The organism is Peribacillus sp. TH27 (assembly GCF_016650915.1).
Classification (GTDB): domain Bacteria; phylum Bacillota; class Bacilli; order Bacillales; family DSM-1321; genus Peribacillus; species Peribacillus butanolivorans.
Window position 1 is genome coordinate 2,586,299 of the sequence record NZ_JAEKEV010000002.1, and the last position, 17,097, is coordinate 2,603,395.

General features: G+C 40.5%; 14 protein-coding genes and 1 riboswitch. Of the genes, 6 read left to right on the forward strand and 8 right to left on the reverse strand.

What is annotated here, in order from left to right; translation table 11 throughout:
- Positions 1-10: 10 nt before the first annotated feature.
- Complete coding sequence (locus JFU24_RS13855) at positions 11-2,062, reverse strand: carbon starvation CstA family protein (RefSeq protein ID WP_201183118.1); 2,052 nt, start codon at positions 2,060-2,062, stop codon at positions 11-13.
- 325 nt (positions 2,063-2,387) lie between these two features.
- On the opposite strand from JFU24_RS13855, the gene JFU24_RS13860 reads away from it, so the two are divergent.
- Positions 2,388-2,618 carry a hypothetical protein gene (locus tag JFU24_RS13860; protein WP_201183121.1) on the forward strand — a complete coding sequence of 77 codons (231 nt, stop codon included), beginning with the start codon at positions 2,388-2,390 and terminating at the stop codon, positions 2,616-2,618.
- Positions 2,619-2,680: 62 nt separating this feature from the next.
- Here JFU24_RS13860 and JFU24_RS13865 read toward each other — a convergent pair whose 3' ends face one another.
- Positions 2,681-4,471 carry an ABC transporter ATP-binding protein gene (locus JFU24_RS13865; RefSeq protein WP_201250117.1) on the reverse strand — a complete coding sequence of 597 codons (1,791 nt, stop codon included), beginning with the start codon at positions 4,469-4,471 and terminating at the stop codon, positions 2,681-2,683.
- Positions 4,446-6,194, reverse strand: a complete 1,749-nt coding sequence (locus JFU24_RS13870) for an ABC transporter ATP-binding protein (RefSeq protein WP_201183123.1) — start codon at positions 6,192-6,194, stop codon at positions 4,446-4,448. Before JFU24_RS13870 ends, JFU24_RS13865 begins: the two co-directional genes overlap by 26 nt.
- A 453-nt stretch (positions 6,195-6,647) precedes the next feature.
- On the opposite strand from JFU24_RS13870, the gene JFU24_RS13875 reads away from it, so the two are divergent.
- Positions 6,648-7,208 carry a nitroreductase family protein gene (locus JFU24_RS13875; RefSeq protein WP_053344308.1) on the forward strand — a complete coding sequence of 187 codons (561 nt, stop codon included), beginning with the start codon at positions 6,648-6,650 and terminating at the stop codon, positions 7,206-7,208.
- Between the two features lie 70 nt (positions 7,209-7,278).
- On the opposite strand, the gene fosB is transcribed toward JFU24_RS13875, so the two are convergent.
- From fosB to JFU24_RS13890, 3 genes are read right to left on the reverse strand one after another with little or no spacing between them, the layout of a single operon-like run.
- Entirely contained in the window at positions 7,279-7,701 is a 423-nt protein-coding gene (gene fosB, locus JFU24_RS13880) for a metallothiol transferase FosB (protein ID WP_201250922.1), read from the reverse strand.
- A gap of 51 nt (positions 7,702-7,752) precedes the next feature.
- Complete coding sequence (locus JFU24_RS13885) at positions 7,753-8,730, reverse strand: sensor histidine kinase (protein ID WP_201222289.1); 978 nt, start codon at positions 8,728-8,730, stop codon at positions 7,753-7,755.
- A gap of 12 nt (positions 8,731-8,742) precedes the next feature.
- Entirely contained in the window at positions 8,743-9,441 is a 699-nt protein-coding gene (locus JFU24_RS13890) for a LytR/AlgR family response regulator transcription factor (protein WP_201183125.1), read from the reverse strand.
- 161 nt (positions 9,442-9,602) lie between these two features.
- Between JFU24_RS13890 and JFU24_RS13895 the strand changes: the two genes are divergently transcribed.
- From JFU24_RS13895 to JFU24_RS13905, 3 genes are all read left to right on the forward strand, one after another.
- Positions 9,603-10,355, forward strand: coding sequence for an ATP-binding cassette domain-containing protein (locus JFU24_RS13895; RefSeq protein ID WP_201183126.1), 753 nt, complete (start codon positions 9,603-9,605; stop codon positions 10,353-10,355).
- A complete protein-coding gene (locus JFU24_RS13900) occupies positions 10,345-11,511 on the forward strand; it encodes an ABC transporter permease (RefSeq protein WP_201183127.1) in 1,167 nt (388 codons plus the stop codon). Before JFU24_RS13895 ends, JFU24_RS13900 begins: the two co-directional genes overlap by 11 nt.
- 368 nt (positions 11,512-11,879) lie before the next feature.
- On the forward strand, positions 11,880-13,238 hold the full coding sequence (locus tag JFU24_RS13905; RefSeq protein WP_201249442.1) for an IS1182 family transposase: 1,359 nt from the start codon (positions 11,880-11,882) through the stop codon (positions 13,236-13,238).
- Between the two features lie 146 nt (positions 13,239-13,384).
- Here JFU24_RS13905 and JFU24_RS13910 read toward each other — a convergent pair whose 3' ends face one another.
- Together JFU24_RS13910 and queF are read right to left on the reverse strand one after the other, a co-directional pair.
- Positions 13,385-14,731 (reverse strand): aspartate kinase, encoded by a 1,347-nt coding sequence (locus tag JFU24_RS13910; protein ID WP_053344305.1) that lies wholly within the window; start codon positions 14,729-14,731, stop codon positions 13,385-13,387.
- A 526-nt stretch (positions 14,732-15,257) separates the two neighbouring features.
- The gene (gene queF, locus JFU24_RS13915) at positions 15,258-15,758 is read right to left on the reverse strand and encodes a preQ(1) synthase (protein WP_053344304.1); all 501 of its coding nucleotides are present in this window, start codon (positions 15,756-15,758) and stop codon (positions 15,258-15,260) included.
- A gap of 105 nt (positions 15,759-15,863) precedes the next feature.
- Positions 15,864-15,909: riboswitch (PreQ1 riboswitch) on the reverse strand.
- A 130-nt stretch (positions 15,910-16,039) separates the two neighbouring features.
- Between queF and JFU24_RS13920 the strand changes: the two genes are divergently transcribed.
- Positions 16,040-16,897 carry a DMT family transporter gene (locus JFU24_RS13920; protein WP_242485339.1) on the forward strand — a complete coding sequence of 286 codons (858 nt, stop codon included), beginning with the start codon at positions 16,040-16,042 and terminating at the stop codon, positions 16,895-16,897.
- The last annotated feature ends 200 nt before the right edge of the window (positions 16,898-17,097 follow it).

The following is a 17,097-nucleotide window of genomic DNA, read 5'->3' on the forward strand; positions in this document are numbered from 1 at the left end:
CTTCCCTCCCTTATGACCTTGATACATAAGGTGATTCATGTAAATCTATTTTTTGATTTTTCAAGACCTTGATCCATAATCTTATGGCTGAAATCAGGACAGTGATGACAACAATCATGAAGATGGCACAAAGGGCTGCATCCACATAATCATTGATGATAACTCGTTTCATTTCGGCTAAGTTAGCTGCCGGGGCAAGAACCTCCCCTTTATCATAGGCGGCTTTAAATTTGTCCTTATGCGCCAAAAAGCCAATCGCCGGGTTTTCATGGAATAGCTTTTGCCAACCTGCCGTCATGGTTACAATCAATAAGAATACAGTCGGTACAAGCGTAACCCATGTGTATGCTTTTTTGCCCATTTTGAAAAGGACAGTTGTACCAAGCAGCAATGCAATGGCTGCAAGCATCTGATTTGCAATACCAAACAACGGCCAAAGTGTATTTATTCCACCAAGAGGATCAATAACTCCTTGATAAAGGAAATAACCCCAACCAAGAACACAAATGGCCGTCGCAATGATGTTTGGCAGCCATTTACTCGTCTGTGCAAATGGCTTATAAAAGGTTCCGAGAATATCTTGAATCATAAAACGCCCTACCCTTGTTCCAGCATCAATGGTCGTTAAGATGAACAATGCCTCAAACAGGATCGCGAAATGATACCAGAACGCCATCAGTGAAGCTCCACCAACCACCTGCGAGAAGATATGAGCCATTCCAATTGCAAAGGTCGGTGCTCCTCCAGTACGGGATAAGATCGTTTCTTCTCCGACATCATCTGCCAGACCAGTAATCATCTCTGGTGTCAAAATGAATCCCCAATCGGAAATCGTCGCTGCTACCTGAGCTGGCTCCGTTCCAACAACCGCACCTGGGCTATTAATCGCAAAGTAAATCCCTGGTGTCAGTACACAGGCTGCTATCATCGCCATGATGGCAACAAAGGATTCAGTCAGCATAGCTCCGTATCCTATTGGACGCGAATGAGATTCACGTTCAATCATTTTAGGTGTTGTACCGGAAGAAACAAGGGCATGGAATCCCGACACTGCTCCACAAGCAATCGTGATGAACAAGAACGGGAATAGATTCCCTGAGAAAACAGGTCCTGTTCCATCAATAAACTGAGTGACAGCAGGCATTTCAAGGCTTGGCATGACGATAAAGATACCAAGCGCAAGCCCGATGATCGTTCCGATTTTCAAGAATGTACTTAAATAATCACGTGGTGCCAATAGCATCCATACCGGCAGAACAGAAGCAACAAATCCGTATACGATCAACATGATAGCGATTGTTTCACCACTGAACGTAAACATTGGCGCCAATGTCGCGCTTTCGGATACAAATCGACCGAAATATAAAGCAAGCATCAATAAGATAATACCAATAATTGAACCTTCACCAACCCGACCAGGCCGGATATATCTCATGTAGACGCCCATAAGGACTGCAATCGGGATGGTTGAAGCGATCGTAAACATCCCCCAAGGACTGCCAATCAAGGCTTTTACGACTACAAGGGCAAGTACCGCTAATAATATAATCATGATACCAAGAATCCCCACCATTGCAATCAAACCTGTAATAGGTCCAATTTCCTCTTTAATCATCTCACCAAGCGATTTGCCGTTACGGCGCATCGAACCGAAGAGTATAATAAAATCTTGTACCGCTCCGGCTAAAACAACTCCAACTACAAGCCAAAGTGTTCCCGGCAAATATCCCATCTGTGCAGCAAGGATCGGTCCTACAAGCGGACCAGCTCCAGCAATTGCTGCAAAATGGTGACCAAACAACACCCATTTATTTGTAGGGACGTAGTCTTTTCCATCATTATTTGCTTCTGATGGAGTCTGACGATTGTCATCTAGCTCAAACACTTTCTGTGCGATAAATTTACTATAAAAGCGATACGCAACCGAATATACACAGAGAGCTGCAGTGACTATCCACATAGCATTAATACTTTCTCCTCGGTTTAAAGCAACGAAACCAAAACTTACTGCACCAACCGCCGATATAATCCCCCAAAGAATGACTGACTTAAGCGCTTTCATTTTTTCATCTCCTATCTATTAAAATTATTAATTACTATAAAAAGTCTTCATTTCATATGGCAATATGCTTACATACTTCCCCCTTAACCAAACGAATTTAAATAATTTTGTATATATTCAGAATTATATGTCATTAAATGGTTACTTAGCAATAGTCAATTAGTCAATTTGTAATGGATTTATAACCACTTTTATGGAATATACCGTCTTTCTTCCTGATTTGTAGGCACTTTCACGGGCCGCCAATACCACAGCTATTCCGTTAACTAATCCATGTATCCAAACGAAGCAATGGATTAACCTCATCAAACACATTGAATTAACTATGAACAAAGGCATTCCTGCTGATTCAGAGGAAGGAAGGCTTATTGCTGAAGACTTACATTTGTCTGAGTTGATTTTCGAGGGAAACAAAGAACTAGAGGAGAAATTCTGGGATGTGCGTAAATCGGAGACTGACTCTTCTTCCGCAGGCTTGTACCCGGTAAAGGCAGAGCTCCTTGCTTTTTTAGACGAAGCAATTGCATCATTAAATGAAATCGAATGCAATTCCTAGGGATAGGGTTTTGACTTTACAGTACCAACGCAAAAATGTGCGCCCAGCGGCACACATTTTTTTCATCCGGTCTGATTTTCCTTTAATGAGCTTCGATAAAGTTCGGAATAAAATCCTCGCTGCTGCAAAAGCTCATTATGAGAACCTTTTTCAATGATTCTTCCTTCATCCAGTACCAGAATTTGATCACTTTGCTGAATCGTATTCAATCGATGAGCAATGACAAAACTCGTTCTTCCCTCCATCAATCGGTGTAACGCTTCCTGGATTTTCAGTTCGGTAATCGTATCTATACTGCTTGTCGCTTCATCTAAGATTAATAGAACGGGATCTGCTAAAATCGCTCTTGCAATCGATAGAAGCTGGCGCTGCCCCTGACTGATTCCACTACCATCCTGATTCAAAATGGTATCATATTGATCTGGAAGCTTCATGATAAAGGAATGGGCATTTGCAAGCTTGGCTGCATCCACAACTTCTTCATCCCCCGCCTCTAATCGTCCGTAGCGGATATTTTCAAGAATGGTCCCCTGAAATAAAAAAGAATCCTGTAAAACAAATCCCATATGCTTACGGAGGCTGGCTCTCGTTACCTGCCGGATATCCTGGCCGTCGATCAAGATCCGACCACTGTTTGGTTCATAAAAACGGGCAAGCAGATTAATGATTGTCGTTTTACCTGCCCCCGTTGGCCCCACAAGGGCGATGGTTTCTCCTTTTTCAGCATGAAAGCTGACATCATGTATTGTTTGATCCTCTTCATCATATGAAAAGGAAACTCCTTCAAAGTCCACCTCACCACAGACATTCCGAAGTTTACCGGCCTGTTTCTCATCCATTTCCTCTTCTTTTTCATCAAGAATGGCAAATACACGCTCAGCACCAGCAACAGCCGAAAGCAGCGTATTAAATTGGTTAGCCAGGTCATTTAATGGCCGGGTGAATTGCCTTGAGTACTCGGTGAAAATGACAATGACCCCGATGGAAACCGTACCAACGCCACTCAGTGCCAAAAATCCACCGACAGCAGCAATTACCGTAAAGCTTAAGTTGTTCAGTAAATTCATTAGCTTTGGAATCAGCCCTGAATAAGATTGCGATAAAAACCCAGCTTTCTTTAAGTTTTCACTCCGGGTAATAAAATCGCTGATAACTTTATCTTCCTGTGAAAAAGCCTTCACGATCCGCTGTCCGGAAATTGTCTCCTCGATAAACCCGTTCAGTTCCCCAAGATTTTTCTGCTGTTCTTTAAAAAGCTTTCCTGTCCGGTTTGTGATCCATCTCAACCCGAAGAACATAAGCGGAACGATAAAGAGAGTAAGAAGCGTTAGCAATGGGCTCAAATACAGCATCACTCCGATTGTTCCTACCAATGTCAGTATACTTGAAAAAACCTGAATCACAGAACTATTCAAAGTAGAACTGACATTTTCAATATCATTCGTTACCCGACTCATCAATTCCCCATGCTGACGGCGGTCAAAAAAGGGGATCGACAACTGATGAAGCTTTTTAAACAATTGATTGCGCATCACATACACCGTATCCTGCGCAATCCCGATCATCCAATAATTCTGCAACCACATCGAAAGTGAATAGAAAATATAGACCGCAAGAAGCCCGAACAACAGGTTTATTAGCCCTCCGCTATCCTTGGTGACAATATAATCGTCTATGGCCATCCCAACAAGAAAGGGTCCGAGTAATCCCAATATCGAGCTTATTAGTACCATAAGCAGGACATAGAATAGCAGACCTTTATTCGTTGCTAAATAGGGGATTATTCGTTTTATCGTATTCCATGAGTTGGATGGTTTTGACTTTGCATTAGCGGGAGATATTTTTCGACTCAAGTGAAATCCCCTCCTCCCCAAACTGTGAGTGAACGATTTTTCGATAAAGAGTACTTGTTTTAATCAACTCTTCATGTTTTCCTTCCGCAAGCATTTCACCATTTTCAAGCAATAAAATTTTATCTGCCTCCATGGCTGTACTAATTTTTTGTGTAATGATAAGTGTCGTGCATGTATAGGACTTTAAAGCATTAAGCAGTTTACTTTCTGTTTTTAAATCCAGGGCACTTGTACTGTCATCCAGCAGAAGAATCTTCGGTCTACGCACCAATGCCCTTGCAATCGATAACCGCTGTTTTTGCCCACCTGACAGATTCACTCCTTTTTGCCCTAACTGCGTTTCATATTGTTTTGGCAGTTTCATCACGGTCTCGTGAACCTGAGCATGCTCGGCTGCTGTCATAAGCTCTTCCATCGTGGCGTTTTCTTTCCCCCAAGCAATGTTATTCTTTATGGATCCTGAAAAAAGCAAGGCTTCTTGCGGTACATAGCCAATCCTTTTTCTAAGGGAATCCAAGGGAATATTTTTCACATCTTGGCTGTCTATAAAAATGGATCCGCTTTCAACTTCGTACAATCTTGGAATTAGCTGAAATAAGGAGGTTTTCCCTGAGCCTGTCGCTCCGATAATAGCAAGCGATTCTCCCGCTTCAACAGTGAAACTCAAATTTTTCAATACCGGTGTACCACTTCCAGGATAACGGAATGATACATCCTGAAACTCGATGCTTCCTGCTTTAACGGCCCCACTCTGACTTTCCATCTTACCTTCATCTAGATCTATGGGGGTTTCAAATATTTCAGTCACGCGTTCAGCTGAAGCCTTTGCTCGTGAAATGACCATGATCAGCCACGAAAAAACTGAAAGTGATGCTGCAATCCTCGTTGCATAGTTAACAATCGCCACCACTTCCCCGACCTGTATATCTCCAGTTGCAATAAATTCGCTTCCAAGCCAAAGAATGACCAGGATGGCCAAATTCATAACCAGCATCAGCACCGGCATCGTTGTTTCAATTAAACGAAGGGAAGTTACAGTCTTTCTTTTCAACTCGTCATTCGCCTCGTCAAATCGTTTGATTTCATGCTCCTTACGAAGAAAAGCTTTAATTAAGCGCATGCCTATCAGATTTTCCCGCATGACGCTATTAACATTATCGAGCTTTTTCTGGACGAGTTTAAATAGTTTAGCCGCTCGTTTCATAACCCACCCTAAAAAGAACACAAGAATGGGAATCGAAATGACTAACACAAGAGACAGTTTCAAATTGACCGTAATCGCCATGATCGCGCCACCAAGTACAATTAATGGAGCTCTTGCCATGATACGCAGACCCATGAAAACCGTATTTTGAAGCTGCGTCACGTCATTCGTCATCCTTGTAATCAAAGATGAGGTCGGAATGTTATTCAAATTAGCAAAAGAAAACGCCTGAATTTTTCCAAAAAGGCTTTTCCTGACATCATGGCCAAAACTCTGACTCACATGAGATGCTGTAAACGAATTAACGATTCCTCCAAGAAATGAAAAAATAGAAAGTCCCACCATAATGCTTCCCCACTTAATCACTACTGATAGATCTTTCTGTAAAATACCATCATCAATTATTTTTGCAATAAATAGCGGTTGTAACAGTTCAACACCGAGCTCAACAATCATTAAAAATAAAGCGAGAGTAATTAAGAGTCGGTATGGCTTTAGAAATGAGAACAGTTTTTTCATCTATGACACCCTTCAATTCTTCATATGTAGAAAGCATTTTTATCTTTTCATTATACATTTTTATACAGAATTTATAAAAGATTTTGAAATAATTAATAGGATTGGTAAATAACTTGAATTTTTTTTAGAAATACTCTTGACAAATAACAGGAAATAAGAGAAAATTCTAATTGATAATGATTTTCAATTTCATTATCGATCTCTGAAATTTGATAAGTAAATACGATAATCTATTATCGTACCCTTTTGATATTGTACATAGATACAATGTCGCCCCGGCTTCTCTGTGCCTAGTAAAAATTATATGCTTAGTAGCGAATGCAAGTCACTAGAATATTGCCCCCTCTTTATTCAAGTCATTTTATTCACGTTGAAAGCATATTAGGCAGCCGGGGATTATTTTTTTTGAAAACTAATAAACGTTCATATATAGATAAAAGGAGCAGGATGAGCATGAAACTTGAACAAATCATTAAAGAACGGCGCAGTATTAAACGATTTAAGGACATTCCTGTTCCCCTTGATACCATTCAATCCTTATTGGAAACATCGACATGGGCACCTAATCACAAAATGACCCAGCCGTGGCGCTTCATCGTCGTGCAGGGGGATAGCCGTTTAAAACTGGCTGAAGCAACCCGAGCTTTTATGGCAGGCAAGGAAAAGGATCCAGAAAAGAAAAAAGAAGCTGGACAGCGCGGATATAATAAACTAAAAGATGTTCCAATGTTTGTCGCGGTTGTAATGGACGAAAACCCAAATCCGATGACTCGCGAAGAAGATTATGCAGCTACAAGTGCCCTGATTCAGAACTTCAGCCTGCTTGCCTGGGAACAAGGAATCGGAATGATTTGGGAAACATACGGCATGATTCACAGCACAGAGTTCCGTGAAGCTTTAGGCGTAAATCCTGGTGAAAAAATCGTCGGTAGTCTGCACGTTGGCTACCCCGATATGATTCCCACCCCACGTCCACGGAAATCGATTGAACAACTACTAACAGTTATGAACTAACTAAAAAGGAAAGCCTCCAATCTTCAATTTGGAGGCTTTCCTTTTCTTTATTATAGATGTCGATTACGTTTTATAAATAAAACTTCATATGAGACTTTTCCTGTTTATAATAATCCAGCCTTTCCTGTAGTGTTCCCGTATGGAATTCGAACTTATGCCCATCTAAATCAGTAAAATAAATAGACCTTTTATCTCTCTCATTTCTCTCCCTGCCTGTAAGGATATTCACCTGTAAGCTTTCCAGCTTCTCATAGATTTCATCAAAGTCTTTTTCATCAATTGAAAACGCCACATGTGTATATGAATCTTTTATTTCATTTCTTGATATATCCTTTTCTAAATTAAGAGCGATCCACATACCATTCAAATCGAGGTAGGCCGTGGAATTTCCCTTAACTAGCAACTTCGCCCCAAATACAACTTCGTAAAATTCAGTAGATTTATCTAAATCAGAAACTGAAAATAAAAAGTGATTCAACCCTTTAATATTGATAAACTTCCTCTCCCTTCCTGTAGAAAATAATCATTTGCCACAAAAAAACTATTACATAATCGCGGGAACTTTAATTTTCAGGGAGAATTCTTCACTTTTATAGGTGAAATCCAAATAGCCTTGATGTTTTTTCACGATATCAGCGATGATTTTCGTTCCCATCCCTTCATGCGGCCCCAATTTCGTGGTTTGACCGTATTTTTCAAACAGTGCATCCAGAATGGGATTAGGTATGGGCAGACTGCTGTTGCTACATGATAAAAGGTACATACCGCTCCGTTTATAAAAATGAAGCGTGATTTGTGCTATCTCCCCTTTTTCCTCCTGCCATGATTCAGCTGCTTCAATCGCATTAGTAAGCACGTTCCCAATCAATGAGACTAGTTCCTGATCCTTTATAGGTAAAGACGAAAGCGGGACATCGAGATGATACACAATTTGTACTTGATTTTCCTTTGCCCTCCGGTACATTTGATGAAGAATCCCGGCAACGACCCCTTTTTCACCTTTAATTGATAGATTCGTTTCTTCAAACACATCTACTAATTCATTTATGTACTCTTTTGCGGTTGCCACCTCGTCACGTTCGATCATAAACTGAAGTGCAGACACGTGCTTCAGAAAATCATGACGCTGACTGCGTACCACCCGGAAGGTTTCATTAACCTGCATCCGTTCTTCTTCCATTTGCTTCTGCTGATTTTTAAGCCGGAGGAAACGTCTCCCCATATTGACCCTAATCATTTCTATCCCTATGAACAAAAGGAAAAGACCCAGATACGCGATTGAAGGTTCTATCCATGCATAAAGTATCGCAACAATCAGCTGCGTGCCTGATAGAATAGCAGTCACATAGTTTCCCAGTGAAATTTGCTTATAGAGGTGAGAATACTTTCGGTAAAGGAAAAAAGCAAGAAAGCAGATGAATATCGCTGATATGTATAGCGGGAAAGGCAAAGAAAGTAATTCTGTTAATCCATAAACATTCCATGCCCCTAATAGAGCCACAATTATCGGTAATGCATTCATAGTCTTCCCACCTTAAAAGTATTGAGCTTGCAAAAAGTCCACTCTTTCCTTCGTGATCATCGCCTGCTCCTCGATCCCCTCGAAGTTCACGAGGTAAGAATTTTTTGCATACAAAGAAAAATTTTTCACAAAATGAATGTTAATGATGAATGAACGATGAGATCGGATAAAATCTCTTTCCCGCAACTCACCTTCCAGTTCATTCAAAGTCTGATAGGTTTTAATCGGACCGTTTTTCGTATGTATTGTGGTCGAACGTCCAGAGCGTTCGATGAAAACGATATCCTTTTTTTGTAAAATATGAATATCATTTTTCAGTTTTAAAAAAAGCCTTCCCGCCACTTCAGCTGTTTTTGATTTTTCCAGAAAACGATCGATTGATTTGACGAGCCTATCCTTCGAGTAAGGCTTCATGATATAGTCATGTACATTTAGCTCAAACGCATGGACAGCATACCCACTGGTACCAGTCACAAAAATGACAGCAATATTCAGTGCATGAGAATGAATGATGTCTGCCAATTCATATCCTGACAAATTGGGCATTTCGATATCCGCTATAAGTAAGTCAATCGTTTCCTGCTTAATCTGCTCATAAGCATATTCCGCGGAATCAGTAGAAAAGACAAGCTCGATACCCGGTATCTGGATCACAATACCATTCAGCTTGTCCAAATCAATTCTCCGGTCATCCACAAGTCCTACCTTCATTTTCAACTCTCCTCATCTAAAATTATCTTTATTTTACCATTTAGATTTGGAAAAATGACCTTTTCGCGACAATAAACGGCATTTTCGCGACAAAACTACAGTTTCTCATTTAGTTTATTTGTATGATTAAAACAACCAAAGAGATTGTAGGAGGTACCGAAATGATCGAAATTCATGAAATCACAAAAACGTTCCAAGATAAAAAAATATTTATAACCGCTCTTAAACATGTTTCCCTTGATGTGAGAAGAGGCCAGATTGTCGGATTGCTTGGAGAAAACGGGGCAGGAAAGACAACCTTGCTGCGTTCTATTGCCACACTTTTGACTCCAACAGATGGATATATCAAAGTTGCCGGATTTGATACTTTGGATAACCCGAATGAAATTAAGAAAAGAATCGGCGTCTTGTTCGGTGGTGAAACCGGTTTATATGACCGCTTAACCACACGTGAAAACCTCGCTTACTTCGCCACACTTTACGGATTAAGCAAGCACGAAACAAAAGTACGGATTGAAGAGCTCGCTGTCATGTTCGGGATGAAAGATTATCTCGACCGAAAAGTTGGAGGATTCTCCAAAGGTATGCGTCAAAAGGTCGCCATATCACGTACGCTAATTCATGATCCTGACATCATACTTTTCGATGAGCCGACGACAGGACTTGATATCACTTCATCTAATGTATTTCGCCAGCTTGTTCTTCAACTGAAACAGCAGGGTAAAACGATTATCTTCTCAAGCCATATCATGGAAGAGGTTACTTTACTCTGTGACTCCGTAGCAATGATGCATAAAGGGGAACTGATTTATAAAGGAAAGCTTGAGTCTCTTTATATAGAAGAAAATAGTCGTGACCTGAATTATATTTTCATGTCCAAACTTGTAAGGGGGAACCAATCTCATGTTTCTTAATATGTATGTGAAAGAAATGAAGGAAGCTTTAAGAGATCGTCGCACATTGATTTTGAGTGTATTCCTACCTATTCTCTTGTTGACTGGGTTAACACTATTTTACGAAAGTTTGATGACCACAGATGAGAATGAAACCTATACCCTGGCAGTCGATCCGTCATTCAGCAAAGACGGCAAAGCCTTGCTTAGTGATTTTCCACAAATCGAAGTCAAATCATTCGATAACCCGACCAAAGCCATCGAAGAAGGCAAAGCCGCTGCAGCCCTGCAAGTAAGCGACGGTTTCATGGAACAAATTAAAAAGGGCGAACAAGTCACGTTCAGCCTCTCCGGTGACACGTATAGCCAAGATAGTTCTTTCGCCCTTTCACAGGTCGAGTCAGCTTTAACACTTTTTGAAAAGCAAATCATTCAAGAACGGCTGCAAAACATCAATACTGACTCTAGTCTGATTAGTCCGCTGCAAGTCAACATCAAGGAAGTGGGCCTTGATACCGATAACGGGGCGTCACTGAGCATTCTTTCAATCTTTTTACCGATGATTATCACGATGGCCATCAGCACTGGGGCCTACCCGCTTGCCTCTGACTTATTTGCAGGAGAAAAAGACCGCAAAACGATGGAAGCCCTGCTAATGACTCCCGTCAGCCGTGGGAAAATCCTTGTAGCCAAATGGCTTACAATTTCATCCATCGGGGCGCTTGCAGGAATTGTCTCTATTCTAGTAGTCACCTTGGAGCTCATTTTTCTAACGGAAGAACTTAGAAAAGGATTTGATTTCGGTAACGACCTATGGATGATCCTCCCTACTGCCCTATTGATTACGGTATTATTTTCAATGTTCATGGGGGCTTTGCAAATGTCAGCTAGCATTATATCCAAGACCGTCAAGGAATCCCAAAACTATATATCACCGATAACAATGCTCGTCATTATGCCTGCACTATTCTTAGGCGGAACAGGCTTACATGAATTAACAACCAAACACTTCTTGATTCCAATTTTCAATATTTTTGCTCTCTTTAAAGAATTGATTTATGGCGTGATTGATTATCAAAACATCTTCCTTACAGCCAGTAGCCTCATTGTCTCAATTGCTTTATTCTTTGCTGTATCTAGGATTTTATTTTTGAAGGATAAATGGGTATTGAATTAAAGTAGACGCGCTGAACTCTCAGCGCGTCTTTTACCTGGCGAGATTTTTGATTAACAGTAAAAAACCTCCTTTTCAAGGAGGTTTCAGACTGTAGACAAACTCGATGAAAATCGAGTTTGTCTACAGTTTTTTTGAGGGGTTGTAAAAATTCGACGTTGATTTCCACCCCAGGCACTCGCTTTCCGCGGGCGGTCAGGGAGCCTCCTCGGCGCCTTTGCGCCTGTGGGGTCTCCCTTGGACACGCATTTCCCGCAGGAGTCTCGCACCTTCCGTTCCAATCAACTTTGTTTTAACAATTAGATATAACCACTTTTGCCTACAGTCCTTTTTGTTTTAATATAGAAGTATTAAAACTTGAGGTGATGACGATGCTTTCGAAACATAATTCTATTCAGCGAGATCAACTTGAAATGATTACTTTGGATCAACTGGTGCCAGCGAACCATTTGGTTCGTAAAATTGAGGGGGCCATTGACTTCACTTTCATTTATGACTTGGTGAAAGAGATGTATTCAGAGATAGGCCGCCCAAGTATTGATCCAGTTATTTTAGTTAAATTGACATTCATTCAATATACCTTCGGTATTCGTTCGATGCGTAAAACGATTGAAGAAGTTGAAACGAATATGGCTTACCGTTGGTTTTTAGGTTACGGTTTCCATGATAAAGTACCTCACTTCTCAACGTTCGGGAAAAATTATGAGCGTCGCTTTAAAGATACAGACCTGTTTGAACAGATTTTTTATCGTATCCTAATGACAGCCTCAGAAAGAAAGTTAATTAGTGCAGAGCACGTATTCGTTGATTCAACACATGTGAAAGCCAGTGCGAATAAGCGGAAATTCGAAAAGAAAATCGTTCGTAAGGAAACACGAGCATATCAAGGACGCCTTCAAGAAGAAATAAATCAAGATCGTGAAAACAATGGAAAGAAGCCTTTTCCACCGGATAAATTTGATAAAGAAGAAACCAAAGAAATTAAAGAAAGTACAACTGATCCTGAGAGTGGCTACTATGTAAAAGATGAACGAACAAAACAGTTTGCCTATTCATTTCATGCGGCTGCGGACCGCAACGGTTTTGTGCTGGGGACGATTGTAACACCGGGAAATACGCATGATAGTCATATCTTAGAGCCTCTTGTTGAACAAGTGATTGAGAAAGTTGGAAAACCTGAAGTTGTTGCCGCAGATGCAGCTTACAAAACACCAGCCATTACAAGCTACCTTTTTGGGAAAGAAATCACACCAGCTTTACCCTATACACGTCCACGAACAAAAGAAGGGTTCTTTCGCAAGCATGACTATGTTTACGATGAACATTTTGATTGTTATCTCTGCCCATCGGGCGAGATTTTAAAGTACTCAACAACAAATAAAGAGGGCTATCGCGAGTACAAATCACCCAAACACACTTGTGCGACATGCTCATTTTTATCACAGTGTACAGTAAGCAAAGACCATCAAAAAGTGGTGACACGCCATATCTGGCAAAATTATATGGAAGAAGCAGATCATCTGCGTCATCACAAGGATGTAAAACCTATATATGCGAAACGTAAAGAAACAATAGAGCGTGTATTCGCAGATGCAAAAGAAAAGCATGGTATGCGTTGGACTACTTTAAGGGGACTTAAAAAATTGTCGATGCAGGCGATGCTTACTTTCGCTGCCATGAATTTAAAGAAGATAGCCAATTGGACATGGCAAGGTCCAAGAATGGCTTAATAAAGTGGGCTCGTAGAGGCCCAATCTCTTAATCTTGAGCAAAATTCAAAGGGAATTTCAAAAGGGGTCCGGAATTAAAACATTCCGAACCCCTTTTGTCTACAAACTGAAACCTCCTTTTCAAGGAGGTTTCTAAAATCTCATTCTCAAAAAAACTCGTGATATAAAGCCTGAATTGCCGTCTCTTCACTATGACCTTTTACACCGAACATCATGCTCACCTCAGAAGAGCCTTGGTTGATCATTTCGATGTTGACCTTAGCTTCAGCCAGCGCTTTTGATGCTCTTGCCGTTGTACCCACATTATGACGCATGCCTTCCCCGACAACCATAATTAACGCAAGGTTATGTTCCACAATCACTTCATCAGCATGAAGCTCCTGCTTAATGCGCGAAACGATCTTCTTCTCAGCTTCCTCTGTCATTTGATCCTGCCTTAGTATAAGCGTCACATCATCAATACCGGATGGAATATGCTCATATGAAACCCCGTAATCTTCAAGGATATGAAGCAGTTTGCGTCCAAATCCGACTTCACGGTTCATCAAGTATTTACTAATGTAAATACTGCAAAACCCTTTGTCACTCGCAATCCCAATAACCGGGCCATTCGTATTATCGCGTGTGCTCACAATACGCGTCCCCTGAGCCGCTGGGTTATTCGTGTTTTGGATATGAACAGGAATTCCGGCACGAAATGCAGGAATTAAAGCCTCGTCATGGAACACCGAGAAACCAGCATAAGAAAGCTCACGCATTTCGCGATACGTTAACTCTCGGATCCCCTTTGGATTGGAAACCACGTTTGGATTCACAGCGAAAACGGCATCCACATCTGTAAAATTCTCATACAATTCGGCCTTAACCCCATTGGCAAGAATCGAACCCGTAATATCCGAACCACTCCTTGAGAACGTTAAAACATCGCCATCTAACGTGTAACCGAAGAACCCTGGGAATACTACAATTCCCGGCTCATCACGTAGAGCATATAACCGCTCATATGATTCGGGCAGCACTTTAGTGTATCCATCTTCATCCTTTACAATCAAGCCAGCTTTCTTCGGATCCATATACTGCGCCTCTACCCCACGGCTTTGAAAATAAGCCGCAACCAGCTTCGCATTATTATCTTCACCGCTTGCCTTTAAAGCATCCATATAACGCTTCGGATTATTTTGATCTGCACGTAACAACGTGTGCAAATCTTCACGAATCTCTTTAATGACATCCTCTGAAATATCTAATTCTTCAGCAATACTCGCATACCGAGTGACCACATCTTCTATCAAGAGCTGGCCATTCTCACCGCGCAGTTGCTGTTCGGCAACTTCAATCAATAAATCCGTCACCTTTATATCATCGGAATTGCGTTTCCCTGGAGCCGAAACAACAACAATCTTCCTCTCTGGATCAGAAACCACAATTTCGAATACTTTTTTTAACTGTTCACCTGACGCAAGTGAACTCCCGCCAAACTTCGCAACTTTCATCCCGACATCCCCTATTTTTAAAAATATTCTGTCAAAATCAACTCTCCCTATTATTACGTGTTTTGACAAAACAATCAAGAGTTAATTCCTTTGCACAAGGACATTTGTGTTTTCGATAAAGACAAAGTCGATAAAATTATTGAATGAGGATGCAGAAAAACGTATAATAATCACTCTTCTTTGTAGCACTTTTCACATTTTATACGGTTCATTTACAAAAAAAAACGTCAAAACAAAATACCTAGATTCTGTTTTGACGGGTTAAATTAAATATCTTAGAATCAGTGAATCCCTCGATAGGATTCATCCTGTGTAGCTGTGTTTTTCTGTACTTTTCCCTAACCTAGTAACTGGCGATAACTGCCTAAGAGCACCATTCTTAATGAGCTTTGATTACAGAATGAAGATCCTCCTCTACTGCATTCGGTGATAGGTACATTGCGTCTGCCAGACAATAGGCTTCGTAACAGTCATTTTTGAAAAATGACCAGAGGGGCTCCAACCGCATAAGAGGCTCCTCTAATGTTTAGCGATTATCTACAGTTTCCGGATACAAGTCGTGATTCATCAAGCGGAAATTCGCCATTTCCTCAAACTTCGTCCCTGGTTTCCCGTAGTTTGTGTATGGATCAATAGAAATTCCGCCCCTAGGTGTGAACTTGCCCCAGACTTCAATATATTTCGGATCCATCAACTCGATTAAATCGTTCATGATGATGTTCATGCAATCTTCGTGGAAATCACCATGGTTGCGGAAGCTGAACAAATAAAGCTTCAAAGACTTGCTTTCGACCATCTTCACACTAGGAATATAGCTAATGTAAATGGTTGCAAAGTCCGGCTGGCCAGTAATTGGACATAGGCTAGTAAACTCCGGACAATTGAACTTGACAAAGTAATCCCGGTTCGGATGCTTGTTATCGAACGACTCCAAAATTTCAGGCGCATAGTCGAATGTATATTTTGTGCCTTGATTCCCAAGTAATGTGATATCTTTTTTTAATTCTTCTTCTTTTCTTCCAGACATAAAAAGTCCTCCTCTTCCACGTTTCACAGGGAGATTCATAAAGTGGGCCTCTATATAACAAAAACCATATCTCCTCAAAGATATGGTTGATTCGCGAAAAATATCAAAGCCATAGTTTTTTTAAGAGGGTGATGCTATGAACCTCTCCCGTTTTTCGGGAAATATTTTAAAATTGTCATAGTAAATATAGAAAAAAATATCTAATCTGTCAATCATACTTTTTTAATTTAGTTTGATTCCTACATGTATTCAGCTTAAAATGTAGAAGAAGTTTATCCTACATGAAGGAAGAGATTAAAGCAATGTGGATCTTTGCAGCACTCATCACCAGTTTGTGTTTCGGAATCAATAACAGCATTTTTAAATGGAGTAGCGGAAAGGGTTACTCAAAGGTACATATCCAATTTTTCTTTTATTTTGTAGCTTTTATTTTGTCCATAATTTATGGAGTACTTGTGGATGGTTTGAACCTGAACTTGCTTTCTATCATGCTGGGTGCAGCAATTGGTGTACTGAACGCTAATGGAAATATCCAGATGGCAAGCGCCTTTGAAAAAGGTCCGGCAAGTTTGACATCCCCACTAATTGCAGCGAATGCAATATTCCCCATTCTCTGTGCAGCATTAATTTTTCACGAACATATTTCTTCCTTGCAGTGGAGTGGAATAGCCTGCATGCTTCTCGCTACCTTAGTCATTCAGTATACACCTAATGCTAAAGGTAATCATCAATATTTACCTTGGATTATGCACACTTTATTTTCCATTTTATCTTTTGGTGTGCTCGGCATCTTAATGACGACATCAACACGTCTTCATTTAAACTCCCTTGATATTCTAGTATCAATGTATGGGGGCGGAACTCTTTATCTTCTTTCGGCTTTGGCCTTTAAGAATGAAAAAATCAAGCTACAAGAAGTTAAAATTGGTTCCTTAGTAGGTTTTTTAAGCATCATAGCCTATGGATGTTATTTCTTTGCGTTGAATACCGGCATCGCAAGCATCATTTTCCCTGTCGTCAGCCTAAACTGTTTAGTGGTCGTATTTGCTGGATGTTATTTATTCAAAGAAAAACTAAAATCCTATCAAATTGCCGGCGTATTTGCAGCCTTAATCGGAATTATCTTAACCAAAATTTGAATAATAAATTTTCTAAAACAACCTGCCTGTTATGCAAACTAGCCAGGTTGTTTTTATTTGGGAAATAGGGTCTGACCCCTACACAACAAGCCTTTAACACTGATACAACAATCTTTATGCACATACAAAATCTCGGGAAATGGGGTCTGGCCCCAAAAAGTGTTGACATTTCTTTTTAAATATCAGATAATTATGAATAT